This window comes from Colwellia sp. MT41, from assembly GCF_001444365.1.
GTDB classification, from domain to species: domain Bacteria; phylum Pseudomonadota; class Gammaproteobacteria; order Enterobacterales; family Alteromonadaceae; genus Colwellia; species Colwellia marinimaniae.
Map to the genome: position 1 here is coordinate 62992 of NZ_CP013145.1, position 16111 is coordinate 79102.

Annotated in this window: 12 protein-coding genes; 6 read left to right on the plus strand and 6 right to left on the minus strand. The window is 40.0% G+C overall.

Features of this window, described 5'->3' with window-relative positions; genetic code table 11:
• Positions 1–2 precede the first annotated feature (2 nt).
• From atpG to CMT41_RS00275, 3 genes are all read left to right on the plus strand, one after another.
• The gene (gene atpG / locus CMT41_RS00265; RefSeq protein ID WP_058026013.1) at positions 3–872 is read left to right on the plus strand and encodes a F0F1 ATP synthase subunit gamma; all 870 of its coding nucleotides are present in this window, start codon (positions 3–5) and stop codon (positions 870–872) included.
• Positions 873–978: 106 nt separating this feature from the next.
• A complete protein-coding gene (gene atpD / locus CMT41_RS00270) occupies positions 979–2364 on the plus strand; it encodes a F0F1 ATP synthase subunit beta (RefSeq protein ID WP_057179173.1) in 1386 nt (461 codons plus the stop codon).
• Between the two features lie 89 nt (positions 2365–2453).
• Positions 2454–2879 (plus strand): F0F1 ATP synthase subunit epsilon, encoded by a 426-nt coding sequence (locus CMT41_RS00275; RefSeq protein ID WP_057179174.1) that lies wholly within the window; start codon positions 2454–2456, stop codon positions 2877–2879.
• A 219-nt stretch (positions 2880–3098) separates the two neighbouring features.
• Here the strand turns inward: CMT41_RS00275 and CMT41_RS00280 are convergent, their stop codons facing one another.
• The 4 genes from CMT41_RS00280 to CMT41_RS00295 form a co-directional block, all read right to left on the minus strand.
• Positions 3099–4055: a phosphotransferase gene (locus CMT41_RS00280; protein ID WP_058026014.1), complete on the minus strand. Its 957-nt coding sequence runs from the start codon at positions 4053–4055 to the stop codon at positions 3099–3101.
• Positions 4056–4070: 15 nt separating this feature from the next.
• Positions 4071–4715, minus strand: a complete 645-nt coding sequence (gene pnuC / locus CMT41_RS00285) for a nicotinamide riboside transporter PnuC (RefSeq protein ID WP_058026015.1) — start codon at positions 4713–4715, stop codon at positions 4071–4073.
• Positions 4715–4981 carry a hypothetical protein gene (locus CMT41_RS00290; protein ID WP_058026016.1) on the minus strand — a complete coding sequence of 89 codons (267 nt, stop codon included), beginning with the start codon at positions 4979–4981 and terminating at the stop codon, positions 4715–4717. The genes pnuC and CMT41_RS00290 overlap by 1 nt, the downstream gene beginning before the upstream one ends.
• Positions 4982–5069: 88 nt before the next feature.
• The gene (locus CMT41_RS00295) at positions 5070–7265 is read right to left on the minus strand and encodes a TonB-dependent receptor (RefSeq protein ID WP_058026017.1); all 2196 of its coding nucleotides are present in this window, start codon (positions 7263–7265) and stop codon (positions 5070–5072) included.
• A gap of 467 nt (positions 7266–7732) precedes the next feature.
• Between CMT41_RS00295 and CMT41_RS00300 the strand changes: the two genes are divergently transcribed.
• The 3 genes from CMT41_RS00300 (at position 7733) to CMT41_RS00310 (ending at position 13569) form a co-directional block, all read left to right on the plus strand.
• Entirely contained in the window at positions 7733–11203 is a 3471-nt protein-coding gene (locus CMT41_RS00300) for a hybrid sensor histidine kinase/response regulator (RefSeq protein WP_058026018.1), read from the plus strand.
• A gap of 352 nt (positions 11204–11555) precedes the next feature.
• Positions 11556–13055 carry an FG-GAP repeat domain-containing protein gene (locus CMT41_RS00305; protein ID WP_058026019.1) on the plus strand — a complete coding sequence of 500 codons (1500 nt, stop codon included), beginning with the start codon at positions 11556–11558 and terminating at the stop codon, positions 13053–13055.
• Positions 13056–13362: 307 nt separating this feature from the next.
• Positions 13363–13569: a DUF3565 domain-containing protein gene (locus tag CMT41_RS00310; protein ID WP_057179182.1), complete on the plus strand. Its 207-nt coding sequence runs from the start codon at positions 13363–13365 to the stop codon at positions 13567–13569.
• A gap of 49 nt (positions 13570–13618) precedes the next feature.
• On the opposite strand, the gene CMT41_RS00315 is transcribed toward CMT41_RS00310, so the two are convergent.
• Positions 13619–14830 (minus strand): heme biosynthesis HemY N-terminal domain-containing protein, encoded by a 1212-nt coding sequence (locus CMT41_RS00315; protein WP_058026020.1) that lies wholly within the window; start codon positions 14828–14830, stop codon positions 13619–13621.
• On the minus strand, positions 14827–16107 hold the full coding sequence (locus tag CMT41_RS00320; RefSeq protein ID WP_083494175.1) for a uroporphyrinogen-III C-methyltransferase: 1281 nt from the start codon (positions 16105–16107) through the stop codon (positions 14827–14829). Before CMT41_RS00320 ends, CMT41_RS00315 begins: the two co-directional genes overlap by 4 nt.
• Positions 16108–16111: the final 4 nt, after the last annotated feature.

A 16111-nucleotide genomic window follows, 5' to 3' on the forward strand; every position in this document is an offset into this window, starting at 1 on the left:
TCATGGCCGTTGGTAAAGAAATAAAAACCAAGATTGCGAGTGTGCAAAACACTCAAAAGATCACGAAAGCTATGGAAATGGTTGCTGCTTCAAAAATGCGTAAAGCTCAAGAAAGCATGAGAGCCTCTCGTCCATATGCAGAAAATATACGAAATGTGATCGGTCATATCGCGCTTGGTAACTTAGAATATCGCCATCCATATATGGAAGAGCGTGAAGTTAAGCGTGTTGGCTATATTGTTGTATCAACCGATCGTGGTTTGTGTGGTGGTTTAAATATTAACTTATTTAAGCAAGTACTAGCTGATGCTGCTAAATGGCAATCATCTGATACTGAAGTTGAGGTTGAATTTTCGGTAGTGGGTGCAAAAGCCACGTCGTTTTTCAACAACATGGGCGCTAAGGTTTTAGCTCAAATCTCAGGTCTGGGTGATGCTCCTTCACTTGCCGATTTAATCGGTAGTGTGAAGGTCATGTTAAATGCATATAACGATGGTAAAATTGACAGACTATTTATTGTTTACAATAAGTTTGTTAATACCATGACGCAAGTGCCAACAATTGATCAATTGTTACCTTTGCCTAAATCTGACGATGAAAATATGAAATATCGTTGGGATTATATTTACGAACCTGATGCTAACGTATTGTTAGATCAATTATTGGTTCGTTATGTAGAATCGCAAGTATATCAAGGCGTGGTAGAAAACATCGCCTGTGAACAAGCTTCCCGTATGGTAGCGATGAAGTCAGCGACAGATAATGCTAGTGACTTGATTGATGATTTACAATTGATATACAACAAAGCGCGTCAATCAGCAATCACTCAAGAGTTAGGTGAAATTGTTGCTGGTGCTGCTGCGGTTAGCTAAGTTTTTTCTTAAATAGATGAGCTTAGGGCAAATAACAAATTTCGTAATTTAACGACAAGCTAATTAACTATTAATATTTAGTTAGCTTAAATTAAGAGGAATAAACATGAGTGCAGGTAAAGTCGTCCAAATAATTGGCGCAGTTGTGGATGTTGAATTTCCACAAGATGCCGTACCTCAGGTATATCACGCAATAAAGATAACCGAAGGTGACCTAGCAGGTTTAACACTTGAAGTTCAGCAACAGCTGGGCGGTGGTGTTGTTCGTACTATTGCAATGGGTTCATCAGACGGTTTACGTCGTGGTTTGACTGTAGAAGATACAAAAGAAGCTATTCAAGTTCCTGTTGGTGTTGAGACTTTAGGTCGCATCATGAACGTCTTGGGTGAGCCTATCGATGATGCAGGTCCAATTGGCGAAAAAGAACGTTGGGGTATTCATCGCGAAGCACCAGCATACGTCGACCAAGCATTATCTAACGAATTGTTAGAAACCGGTATCAAAGTAATCGATTTAATTTGTCCTTTTGCTAAGGGTGGTAAAGTTGGTCTTTTCGGTGGTGCTGGTGTTGGTAAAACCGTTAACATGATGGAACTTATCCGCAACATCGCTATTCAACATAGTGGTTACTCAGTATTTGCTGGTGTTGGTGAGCGAACTCGTGAAGGTAACGATTTCTACCATGAAATGAACGACTCAGGTGTACTTGATAAAGTATCACTTGTTTACGGTCAAATGAACGAGCCTCCAGGAAACCGTTTACGTGTTGCCATGACAGGTTTAACCATGGCTGAAAAATTCCGTGATGAAGGTCGTGACGTATTATTCTTTATTGATAATATTTATCGCTATACTCTTGCGGGTACTGAAGTTTCAGCATTACTTGGTCGTATGCCATCAGCGGTTGGTTATCAACCAACCTTAGCTGAAGAAATGGGTATATTACAAGAACGTATTACTTCAACTCATAAAGGTTCAATTACTTCAATTCAAGCGGTATACGTACCTGCGGATGATTTGACTGATCCAAGTCCAGCAACCACCTTTGCACATTTAGATGCAACAGTGGTACTGTCGCGTTCTATTGCTGAGTTAGGTATTTACCCGGCAATTGATCCACTAGATTCTACTTCTCGTCAGCTTGATCCTTTAGTTGTTGGTCAAGAGCATTATGATGTAGCACGTGGTGTACAATCGATATTACAACGTTATAAAGAACTAAGAGATATTATCGCTATTTTAGGTATGGATGAACTTTCTGAAGAAGATAAACTGACAGTTACCCGTGCTCGTAAAGTTCAGCGTTTCTTATCTCAACCGTTCTTCGTTGCTGAAGTATTTACTGGTTCTCCAGGTAAATATGTATCATTAAAAGACACCATTGCTGGCTTTAAAGGCATAATAGCGGGTGATTATGATAACTTACCAGAGCAAGCATTCTACATGGTTGGTACTATTGAAGAAGCCGTAGAGAAAGCGAACAAGATGTAATCATTTGTAGGTCGTCCTTTAGGGCGTCATGGTTTTTATAAATATGTGATGGGCTAAAGCCCAACCTACAATTAAAGAGGTCAAGTTAAATGGCATTATTAAGTGTTCATCTAAATGTAGTTAGTGCAGAAGAAAGCTTGTTTTCTGGTAGCATTAAATCATTGCAGATCACAGGTAGTGAAGGTGAGTTAGGCATTTTGCCTGGTCACGCACCTTTATTAACCTCACTAAAACCTGGTATGGTATTGATCACCAAAAGTGACGGCACTGAAGAAGTGATCTATCTTTCTGGTGGTATGTTAGAAGTTCAACCAAACAAGGTTACCGTGTTAGCTGATGTAGCTACCCGTAGTGCTGATTTGGACGAACAAGCAGTACTTGAAGCTAAGCATAGGGCAGAAGAAAACATTAACGCTAATGGCGGTGATGTTGACTATGCTGCTGCCGCGGCTGAATTAGCTCGTGCTGTAGCGCAATTACGTGTTATCCAAGTGACTAAGAAAAAGGTTAGCTAGTTTATCTAGTGATCGTATCTTCAGGGTTAGTGATTTCTGACTTTTATAACTAAGAGTTAAGAAGTGAATAATGATACTGATTTTAAAAGCCGCTTACTCCTAGAGTAAAGCGGCTTTTTTGTCTCTGTCACACTCTGAGTGAAGAGTATATAAAGAATAGCAATAGACACTTTATAAAGAGTCAGTAAGTTCGCAAGCAGTATTGATTCACTGTCGGTATCAATTACGGGGATTAATCATCGACATTAACTTTGGTACAGCAAGGGCGTGTGCACTAGAAAAATGGTCGAAGGCAGACCATTGTGCTATAGCCAGGGCATGCAATTGACTTTCAGCGGCTAAGTTGTTGCTGTTATCGAAGTACCATAAACCATTAATATAAAAGCTATAGAGAATGTAGTAGTTCAGTAATTTAAGATTAGGCTGGTAACTAGCGACTAATTTTCTATAGTCATTAACTATCCCCGCTATATGGTGGTCATCAATATTGTTTACTGCGATAAACATGGCCAAATCGAATTCCACTGGTGCGAAATGTGCACATTCAAAATCTATCAGCCAAGATCTTTGCTCATCATCGAGTAAAATATTAGTGAAATTAATATCACCATGACAAAGCATGCTAGGGCTCTGTGAAGCCTCAATTAGCCTGTTAATAGAGCAAGACAATGACTTGCTCACATTATCTAAAAAGTGCCTCTGTTTTGCTAGTAAAGGGCTAGGGTCAGTTAATAAGCGGCTGACTGACTGTCTAATGTTCAGAGGATGAATCGCTTGTTTGGTAAGTGAACTAGGCAATTGATGTAACTGTGCCATGAGCGTCAGTGCAATTGAAATCTTGAGCTCAATTTTAAGCTCAGCATCAGCAAGCGCGATACCGTTAATAAATTCAGTCACTAACCATTGTTCATCATGATAAATTACCTCTGGGCTAAAGTGATTTTTTTTTACTTGGCCTGAACTTTCCTTAACACCAGAAAGGGCAGTAAGTAGGGCACAAGATACTTCAGTATTAGCGGTATCTTGATTAAGTTTTTTAGCAAAAAACACCTGCGAAGCGGTGCTAACCTTAATAGCCGTTTGACTCAAGCCATCCGCTAATAAACTAATGGCCTGAATCTCGGTAAAACAAGGCAAAGATTGCAGAGAGTTAATAATATCTATAGGAACAAGCATATAACAACTATAGCCTTAGCTACTAGTAGCTGGCTGTAACTTGACTGCAGACTTTTTATACAGGGTTAACCACTTGCCATAACCGTAACATGCAGCAATAACAAAGATAACGAATAAAACCGTGGTCGGTATTAAGCCTTTTTCGATATATAAATAGATAGAAACAAGATCAATAACAATCCAATATAGCCAGTTTTCCAAGACCTTATTAGCAACCAAGTAGGTAGCAAATACAGCATAAACCGTAGTAAAGGTATCTAAGTAGGGCAAGTGCGCAGAGGTATAGTTAGCCATAAGATAACCCAAGCCAACAGCGAGTATTGCTAAGCCAGAACAACTTTTAACGTGCCAGCTTAAATCCCAGCTAACTATAGTAAGTTCAGCGTTATCATCTTGACTATTGTTGCTATTTTTTGACCATTGCCAGTAACCATAAACTGCCATTAGCAGATAATAGCCGTTTAAGGCGCTATCCATTAATAGTAAAACATCATAAAAAATAACTGTGTACAGTGCGGTACTAACAAAGGCAGCCGGCCAACACCATAAAGAACCTTTAGCAGCCAAAATAACATAGGCAAGTGATAGCAGCATAGCTATCAGTTCAAGCCATGGCAGTTGTTGGAAGTAACTTATTACATTAGCTAAAATTTCAGCCATTAACTTTCTGCTTCTACTTGTGAACGATCACCATTAATAAATTTACAGACAAAAACCGCCGCGCCAGTGTTTTGATGCACATGTTTGATCTCAGCCATAACATGATTAACAGCAAGATCGTAATCACCAAACACTTGCGTACTCATGCCGTTAGTGACTACTTGCAAACCTTCTACAGCTCTAAGCCTTTTGATAAACGCCCAAATCTCGGTTTTATATTGCTCTTCTGCTAAGGGATATAAGCTCAGTTCGATAGAAATTTTCATAAGGTACCTTTTATATAATAGGGGGATAGTTAATACTCCCCCTATTTCGTTGTCATAAGTCGGTCACCATAAGTAACCAGCGATGGAGCTAAAATTGGTAATCTAAGCTAGCACCAAAAACCAATGGCTCAGAAAGTTGAGTATGTGCTTTTGGGATATAACCATCACGGGAGTCATTATCAAAATAAAAACCACGGTTAGCGTAATCTTCATCAGTTAAATTACGGCCCCAAAGTTTAACTTGCCAGTTATCTTGAATATAAGAAACAGAAGCATTGAGCAATATAATTGATTCAGATTTTAGATCTTCATCGGGGATAGGTGCGAAAGTACCATCATAGCCATAATCAAAATAACGAGTGTCAGAAAAATAAAATTCATCTTTACCGTCAACTGAAATATTAAATAACCATTCATCTGTTGGTTGATAGTTAACACCGACATTAAACTGATAACTAGGAGCATGTGACTGTTCAGCACCGGTAAGTGAATTTTGGTTTGCATCAATGAAGTCGTTAAATTCAGTTTCAAGTAAACCCAATGAACCATAAACATTAACATAGTCATTGATAGTCCAAGCAGATTCGATTTCAGCGCCATAGTTACTACCTGAAGTAGCATTACCTAAATAGCTAACAAACTCAGTGCCATTGCCTTCCTTAGATACTCTTGAGCTATTAACTTGCATATCATCACGATCCATATAGAAAAGAGCAGTACGTACATAAGCACTGTTATCTAATAATGTGACTTTATAGCCCAGCTCATAGTTCATCAGATACTCAGGATCAAAGCTACGTAGATCTGCAGGTAAGGTACCATCGGTATTATGGCCACCAGCTTTATAACCTCTGTTAACAGAAGCATACCAAAGGTTATCGTCGCTTTGTTGGTAACTCAGCACTAACTTACCGCCAAGCATAGTATCGTCAATACTGTCATCAAACAGATCTGAATTGTTATAGTCAGCGCTATAATTTTCAATACGCAAACCCGAGATAAGCGACCAACGCTCGCTCAGTTGAGTATCTAATTGGCCATAAACGGCAACGCTAGTGCGCTCATTAGTTGAGGTGAAATCAAAACTTTTAATAGGCTTATCATGTCTAGTATATTGACGTAATAAATCTTCATCATCTTGCTTAAAGTAAATACCAGCAACCCAAGCGGTGCTGCCATTAAAAAGTTCTTGCCCTTGCTTAGATATTGCGCGTAACTCTGTCGTTAACACGGCTTTATTACGATAATAATGATCGGTAGAGTTATATTCCCAGTATTCAAAATCAGGATCAATATCAGGGTTGATAGTAGGATCTGAAATGCCAGCATAGGCCCAATCCTCATCAAAGCCATACGCTAGATCTGAATCAGCATTACTAAAAATGGCTATTACGGTAGCCCTTTCAAAGCCTTGATAGGTGAATTTGGCTGATAGAGCTTTGGTTTTTTGATTGTCAAAACCAGGCTCATCAGAAAGGGTTTGTCTGGTGTTATCTAGCGAGAATGTATCATAGCCATTATCGAAATCAAAATAATAGCCCGCAAGATCAATGGTTAAATCATTACTGGCTTCTATGGCTAACTTGCCGCGGATAGTTAATTCATCACGGTTGTTGGTATCATTTCGTTGCAAATGGATATTTTCTATATAACCATCACTATTACTTTGATTCACGGCTAGGCGATAATTAACAAAATCACTGGCGGGGCCTGATAAGGCAACACCCATATCATAACTATTATAATTGCCAACGCCAAATTGCATGGCACCTTCAAAGTCTTCGGTTGGCTCATTAGTGGTAATGTTTATCATGCCAGCAATAGCATTGGCGCCAAAACGAGTACCTTGTGGGCCGCGAAATATTTCCGCTTGTTTAACATCAAATAATGAAGCAATACTGCCGATACCGGTAAAATCCACCTCATCAATAATCACCCCAACTGATGGGTTAATCGTCTCTTGGAATTGACTACGCTCACCAATACCGCGAATTTGATAATAACGTGCTCGTTGTGAACCACTGGCAAAATTCACATTGGGGCTAACGGCAATGAGTTCTTCAAGATGTTTAGCATTGCGCTGTTTAATATCAATAGCGGTTAATACCGTCATTGAAGTCGGCGCTTTTTGCAGGCTTTGCTGGCGAAAATCACTGGTGACAGTAATGGTTTCAATATTGTTAGTGTTGCTGGTGTCTTTACTCGCTTGCTCTGCAGCGAAAGCGGTAACGTTAAAAATACTGGCAGTGATAGCTATACAAATAGCCGATTTGGGGAAGGTCATTAAAAGTCTCATCAAAAAAAATAAAAAGTTGGGCTGTGCAAGTAGGATAATTTTTGATGAATTTTAATATTTATCTATAACCATCCCTATGCCAGAAAAATAATTAAGCTAATTTTCTGCCCAGGTTCAAAGAGTATATATCTCAGCGACTAGTCAGTTAAAAGCTAAATGACAGCGCACCCCTTGGTTGCACGTTATTCTAACAAATAATTACCCTGGAATCTTGTTATTGTTGAGCCGCTGTTAAAAGGTTTTTTGCAGCGTTATTGCGGTTAAATAGGCAGTTACTGGATGTTGCTCATTAGATAAGGTCGGAGCATATTCTGTTGAATATCCTTTATTTTCAATGAATGCTTTACCTAAAGTCTTTTAAATTGACACTGAATCCTGCATTATGAAGTAGCACGAATATCATGATTAATCCACATTGTAATAACTTTCCGATAAAATAATAGTAGCGAGTATTTATGTTTCCTAATTGGCAATTAGTGCTGTTAAGTTTGACTTATATTGGCTTATTATTTTTAATTGCTTTTCTGGGGGACCGATACCGACATCAGCTGGCGAAAAAAGGTCAGAGTATTATTTATGCACTAACGCTTGGTGTTTATTGTACCTCTTGGAGTTTCTTAGGCACCACAGGACAAGCATCTACTAGTTTACTATCGCACTTACCGATCTATTTAGGCCCGATACTGCTTTTTGTTTTTGCCTGGCCCTTTATTCAACGCATCATTCGTGTCAGTTTAAAGTTACATTTAACCTCTATTGCTGACTTACTAGCAGCGCGCTTTGGCAAGTCACACAACCTCGCTATTATGGTGACCATAGTTGCCCTCGTTGGCACCATGCCATATATCGCCTTGCAGCTTAAAGCCATGGTGTATTCTTTTCAGCAATTACAAATAGAGCAAAGTTTCACTAGTTGGGGCATTGGCTTAGTGGTCAGTTTAGTTTTAGCGGTATTTACTGTTTTATTTGGTATTAGACACATTGATGTCACTGAGCGACACCCCGGCGTTATGTTGGCCATTGCCTTTGAATCTTTAGTGAAGTTATTTGCTTTTTTAGCTGTGGGTATTTTTGTCTGTTTTGTTTTGTATGATTCACCGGTAGATATTTGGCAGCAAGCCGATGCAAATGCTTTACTTGAGCAACAACTGACTGTCGATAACGTCACTTCTATGTTGGCCATGTTAGTGATTGTTATGGCGGCATTTTTATCATTGCCGCGTCAATTTCAGGTGATGGTGGTTGAGCTGAAAGATCAGAAAGATACCTGGCTTAGTCGTCGAGTCTTTCCGCTGTATTTATTAGTCTTTGCTTTCTTCGCCGTGCCGCTGGGTTTAGCTGGTCAAATGTTACTAGGGAATACTGTGCCCTCAGATACCTATGTACTGTTTTTGCCGGATGTTACCGAGCAAACCTGGCTGACCTTGTTTGCTTTTTTAGGGGCGATATCGGCAGCAAGCTCTATGGTAATTATTTCCGCTATCGCCCTAAGTACCATGCTCAGTAATGAAATTGTTTTCCCGCTACTTTATCGTCGACAAAAAGTAGCGCAAACTGACTATGATCATTTTCGCAAACGTTTATTAAACATTCGAAAGCTACTGGCCTTGTTTGTTATTCTCCTAGGTTATGGTGTTTTTATTATGGCCTCACCCGATACACTCTCTTCCTTAGGCGAAGTGGCTTTCGGCGCTTTTGCCCAACTAACACCAGCGTTAATTGCGGCCTTTTATTGGCGACGTGCTAGCTTAGTAGGGGTCTATGCGGGTATATTGGTGGGCTTTATCTTATGGCTGACCCTTAACTTCTTACCGCAATTTGGTTTATACGCATCACCTTTTGCTGAAGGGTTTTTACCGGCAAAAACCACCGCCACGCTCTTTAGTTTAGGCGCCAATATCATAGTGATGTGGGCTTTATCACAAATCAGCCGACAGAGTGTACAAGAGCGGATACAAGCCTCGCTGTTTCTTGAGTGGCAGTCACCCAAGCTGCTTAGCGTAGAGAAAAAACGTCATTTAGATGTTAGCGAGTTAGAATTGTTAGCGTCTCGGTTTGTTGGCATAGACAAAGCGCGCGATAGCTTCAAGAACTTCTTATCGGTTAATGATAAAAAGCAATTGGGCAATGTTGGCTATAACCAACAATTATTGCAGCACACTGAAAATACGCTAGCAACTGTGATGGGCTCATCATCTGCTCGTTTAGTGTTGAGTTCAGTATTTGATGGGCGTGATTTTGCCCTAGATGAATTGGCTGTTTTTGTTGAAGAAGCCTCCAGTCATAAACAACAATTTTCCCAAAACTTACTGCAAAGTGCTATAGAAAATGCCAGTGAAGGCATTTCCATCGTTGATGATAAATTACAGCTAGTTGCCTGGAATAAAAAATATATAGACTTATTCGATTACCCAACAGAGTTAGTCTATATAGGCAGCCCGATATCTGACCTTATTCGTTATAATGTGAAACGCGGCTTATGTGGCTCTGGAGATATAGAGTCGCAGGTGAACCGTCGCTTAGACTTCTTACGTAAAGGCAAGCCACATAGTTCAGAACGGCAACAAGCAGGTGGGAAAACTATTCGCATTGAAGGTAACCCTCTGCCGGGTGGTGGTTTTGTTATGTTGTTCTCTGATATCACCGCCTATCGACAAGCAGAGCAAGTACTTAAAGAGGCCAATCTTGATCTGGAAACTCGCGTTTATGAACGTACGCTAACGCTAGCTAAAACCAATGAAGCTCTGGCGAAAGCGCATGAAAAAGCTGAACAAGCGCATTTGAAAAAAAGTCAGTACCTGAAAGCTTGTAGTCATGATTTAATGCAACCCTTAGAAGCCGCAAGATTATTTACTTCGGCTCTGTCAGAGCAAGGTGATTTAACCAAGGTTCAGCAAAGACAAGTCGATAATATTGACCGTTCGTTAAAAGCGGCCAATGATTTATTGGCTGATTTAGCCGAAATTGCTCGTTTAGAAAGTGGCAATATAAAAGCCAATGTGCAAGTTTTTGCGCTCAATGACTTATTTGAGGACTTGTCAGAAGAGTTTGCCGCCCTTGCTATTGAACAGTCGGTCGAGTTTCGTCTAGTGGCCAGTAAAGTTTGGATTAAATCAGATAGACATTTACTCAGGCGTATTATTCAAAATTTGGTTGGCAATGCTTTTAGATATGCCAGCCCAGGAAAAGTGTTATTAGGTGCCAGAGTTTTTAATAACAAAGTTATTATACAAATTTTAGATAATGGTCCAGGTATTCCGCTTGAAAAGCAAGAGTTGGTTTTTGAGCAGTTTACCCAACTTAATACTCCTAATAATCAAGCGGGTAGAGGCTTGGGTTTAGGGCTTAATATCACCCAAAGTTTGGCGCAGTTATTGGGACATAGCTTAAGTTTACAATCGAAAACCATGCAAGGTTGTAAATTTTCTGTGCAAGTAGAGCAAGCGAAGCCTGTGGTGCAAGCGAGAATGGTTACAAAACCTAGCTTTCATGTCGCGTTAAAAGATATCACCGTTTTATGTATAGATAACGATCCAGATGTACTCAGTGGTATGGTTGAGCTACTTTCAGCGTGGCAATGTAATATCCTGGCGGCGGACTCTAGAGAAACAGCCCTAACAGAATTTGCTAATCACAGTAATGAAATCGATATATTATTGGTTGATTATCAATTGGGCTATCAGGCTGGTGATCGACAAGAAATGCAAGTGGATGGTTTAACCTTGATTAAAGACATACGTAGTCAGTGTCATCATTCACTCCCAGCAATATTAATAACCGCGACCACAGACACAGACATTGAAGCTAAGGCCAAAAGTTACGATGTCGGTTATATGCGTAAATTAGTAAAACCGGCCGCGTTACGGGCAATGATGAGCGCTATGTTGGCGAAGAAGTTACAAGCTGATTATGTTGGCTATAGCTAGATTTAACATAGCCTATAGGTGGAGTGGCTCATGATGAGCGCGTGGTTATAAGGTAAGGTGAAGAAGCTGCAAGCGGATTATGTTGGCTATAGCTAGACTTAACATAGCCTATAGGTGGAGGGGGCTCATGATGAGCGCGTGGTTATAAGGTAAGGCGAAGAAGTTACAAGCTGATTATGTTGGCTATAGCTAGATTTAACATAGCCTATAGCTAGGTTTAACTTGGCTATGTTATATATGTTAGAGCATGCTAGGGAACTCTAATGGTTTTTTGTGTTCTACCTTTACCAGAAGATGGTTAATAGCATTAAGTATTATATGGAGATTGCCCTTGTTATTTAAGAAAAAAAGAGTGTTTAGCCTGCTTACTAGCCTTGTCTGTGTAACGTCTTTAACTACGTTTGCTAGCAAGTCGAGCGCCATTGATTTTGATGAAGTTATTATTAAGACACCCTATAAACTCACACAAGAAATTATTGCCGCCGATATACTGGCAGGTAAAGGTAAGGAGCTAATTACTTTTTCTGTCGATGAACAGAGTAATCGTTGGTTAATAATTTACCAACTAGATAGTGACGCTAATCAGTATGTGATCGCGGAAAAAGCTATCATACCGAAACAGTTTTATCGCTTTGATTTAAGTGAATTACACGCAGAGAAAAAACAACAGCTCTACTTCCTTTCTGCTGATTTATTAAGCCTTTATCAAAATCAGCAGTTTAAGCCCCTAGCAAATATTGAGTCGTTATACATTCAAGAGCAAGCCGATTACCTCAGTCGCGGCGATTTTATTCAAGATCTAAATAATGATGCTTTTGCTGATGTAATTATTGCCGACTTTAATAACACCCATATTCTTATTGGTCAGGAAAAGGGTGGCTTTATTAGCCAAGTACTACCGATAAAGCCTGAAGTTCGGGTGTTTTCATCAGGTGCCAGTTATAGCCAAGCAAAGCTGTATTTTAGTGATGTAAACTTCGATGGTAAAGTTGATATTTTACTGATCGGTGATGGTGAAATGATTATTTATCTGCAAACGGAACAGAGTATGTTTGCTAGCACGGCAGTTCACTTAACCATTAATGCAGCGATCAGTGGTACTGAATGGTGGAATAAGCGTGATGAAAGTGGTGAGCAACTTGACCAAAGTGATTTGGAATACCGAAAGTTAGAGCAGCTGCGTGATGTTAATGCCGATGGTATTGTCGATATGGTGGTGCGTTATACTAAGGTTTCAGGTGTACTCGACCGCGTTAATGATTATGAAATATTCCTTGGTCAGAACAAAAACGGCGAATTAAGTTATGCTCAAACTCCCGACAGTGTTATTCATGCCGAAGGTACACTGACAGGTTTAGAGTTTGTCGATATTGATAGTGATGACAAACTTGAGGTTTTACTCGCTGGCTTTGATATCGGCCTATCGCAAATTATCGGTGCCTTAATCACTGGCAGTATTGACCAAGATGTTTATGTATTTAAAATGAATGCAGAAGATAAATTTCCAGAAAAACCAACGATTAAAAAAGGTGTTGAACTGACTTTTAGTTTAAGCTCAGGGCAAAGTGGTAGTGCGGTAGTTAAGTTGGCTGACTTAAACGGTGACGGCCTAAAAGAGCTTATCTTGTCAGATGATGATGAGTTGAAAATATACCTAGGTATAAAAGCGAGCAAGAATAACAAATCATTTAAAAAACGCAGTGTTAGCTATAGCACTCAGTTACCTAAAGATGGCAAACTGGTCATGGTTGAAGATTTAAATGGTGATGGTAAAGATGATTTACTAATGAAATTCTCTCGCCTTGATGGTGAAGATAAAGCTAAAGAGTTTAAAGTACTCTTTTCAAAGTAACTTATACCCGTTACCATTCAAAGTGCTCAATTTCAGTGGGAATTAAAAGGGCTTTAGGCAAGGGAAATAATTGAAGCATAGTCATTCTATGGTTTAATTATTTAACGCGGTATAAAGTCATTTTAAACCCATCGAAGAAGCGTTTGAGCAACATCACTTCATCGTTGCTGTAACTCATAATGGAACAACCATTATTTCATCACAGCGCCTTGAATTGAAATTGCTCAAGCACTCTGAAACATGCATCTTGAATGGTTACGGGTATATACCATAGCCCCCAGAATGCTAAAATAATACTGAGTTAACAATGAAACAGGCGATTTGTGGTTATCATCAAGATGAAGAAGGCCATTGGGTAGCAGAGCTAGTTTGTGGACATTTTCAACATGTTAGGCACAAGCCGCCGTTTATTAATCGACCTTGGGTTGTGTCATTACATGGACGGAAAAGCATGTTAGGGCAGTTACTCAAATGTAAAAAATGTGATGAGGGTGCAGCAAAAGATACAGGCTGAAGCACTGAAGGGTTATTACTTTGCTAAGCAATAACCCTAATTACCTTATCTATAAAGCGCTGGCTTTTAACCAAATAGAATCGGCAGCTTGATACCGGCCTTGTTGGCTATGAGCCTGTGCTAAAGCGTGCAAGTCTTGGCGATCATATTGCCTACCATAATCATCATCGGCTAGCTTTATCAGGCTACCAAAGGCTTTTTCTGCCATAGAATATTGCCCGCTCATCAAGGCTAAATGACCTAAACAGCTTAACCATTTACCGCTATGAACATTTTTATGCAGTTGTTTTTGCACAATAACAATCAGCTCGTCGGCTTGGGTAATGGGCAGGCTACGGATTTCCTTTAAAAACTCACTACTAGGTGATTTTTTTAATAGTGGCGCTAGTAAGTTATTTATTGGCGCTATGATTTTGTTTTCGGCTAAAACTTTGCAATAAGCAAAAAGTACGGCTTCCTGTTGTTTAACCTTACGGCTAAGTGCCTGCCAATTATCAAACAAGGCTTTACTATCATGCTGGGTGATAATGTCATTAAAGCTACCGTAATAGGCTTGTCGTTGCCAAGCTTGAAGTACCCCATCGGTAATGGTCTTCTCTTTACGTGCAGCCGCTAAGTATTTTATCGCTTGGCTAAAACGTTGCTCAATAATGCATAAATCAATTTCTAGCGCCAGTAAGCGAGCGTCATGGCCAATCTGTTTATGGTGTTCATCAATTAAGCTGCGAGCTTGGCTGTAGGTTTCCGCCTTATCTTGATTCATTAATAATTTAATATTCACAAGAACACTTTCTAAACCAACATCTTGCAGCTTAACGGTTTCTTTTTCTAGCAATGCTAGGTAATGATTTGTATTGCTATCTAGGCTTAATTTTGCTGCTGCAGAGGCGGCAAGTAGGTAAGCACTTTGTTTACGTTTTGATGGAATGGCACTCTTGGCGAATAGCGCTTCTGCTTGGCTATAGTCCTCTAACATATAAGCGGCCAGACCTTTGTTAAAGTTGGCAATACCACGGCGTTGCCCGGCAAAAGCGAGCTTGTTCCAGGCACCAAAACTTAAGTTTAAACCTCCGCGCAACAGCTTTAAGCTAATAATGAGGGCAATGAAGAGTAGTGTTAACATAATGCCGGCAGATAACACGGTTAATTCTATGGTGGTGTTACCCATAGCAATAAGAATGTAACCTTTTTCATCAATTAAAAAGGGGCTTATTGCCATTACGCTAAGAAAAAGGATTAAGGCAATGATAATACGGATCATAACTGGCCTCCGCTCGCGGGTTCATTGTCAACGGGTTTGTTTGCTTCGGGTGTTGGCGTTTGTCCTACCGACGGGGTTGATTTTTGCTCTAGAGGGGCATTTTTTAACTTAGGGCTTTGTGGTCGCGTAATTTGCTTAGTATCATCAAGTAAACGTTTTATTGCCGTTAATGAACGTAAATCACTGGGGTAGTCGTAATAGATAGTCTGCTGTTTCAGCTGCTCTATTGCTTGATAGAACTTTTGGTTTACCGGTAAACTCATATCAAAGAATTCATTTAGCCATTGTTGAATATCAAGCAAGGTTTGTTGATAAACTTCTTCCTTTTGTTCGCTGGCAGCCCATTGCACTAACTGTACTTTTAGGCTTATATTTTGTTTTAAATGCTGTTGTTGCTCAGGAGTCATTAATGGCTCAACTTGTCCGGTTCTTCGGCGTACCGTGATAAAGTCGTTGAGAAATTTCTGCCAGGTTTTTGCGAGATTTTCTTGCCAATCACCGATATCATCGGACAAAGCAAGGTCTTCTTTGCTTGCATCGACTACGGCCGTTAGGTTCACGCTGGCCAGTGTTAATGTGGCTACTTGTTTGTTAAGTGCCATCAAGGTCAAAATGGCTTGCTGATTGTTCAGTGTTGGCATTAACGCCAAACTTTCAATATCTTCATTAATTAATGCCCGCACAGGTAGGAACTTTGGCTGATTTAATTCTTCTAGGCGATTGTCAGCATCACGCAGCAAACCGATAGCGGCTTTAGTGTCACGCTCTAGCCACATAGTACGCGCGGCCACACGCACTAAGTATTCTGCTTCATGTATTAACCAATCACTGGGCTGGCGCTGAGTCACTTGCTGTGCTAACTGGCTAATTTGAGCCGCTAATCGCTGCACCTGGGTGTCATGTTCAATATGTACTTGCTGAGCGCTTTGTTGTGATTGGCTATTGGCACTATGCTGTTGTTGCAATTGCTGGTTAAACTCTGCGCTTAAGCTGCTCTTTAGCTGAGCTTGGCTTTGTTGTAGCGCTTGGCTATTTTCTTGGCTTAGTGCTAGAAATTGCGCGCTAGTTTGTTGCTGTTGCCAAGTATAATGGCCAAGTGAAGTAAAAACACTTATCGTGGCAAGTACCAAAGCAATAGTCGCGGTTTTATTTGATGATTTTTTCTGCTCAGATTTTGTTTGGTTAGTGTTACTGTCAGATGATATTTTAGCGGTCTCTTGCTGCTCGGTGCCGCTATGAGCCGATAGTTTGTTGTTAGAGACTTTTTTATCCGACATAATT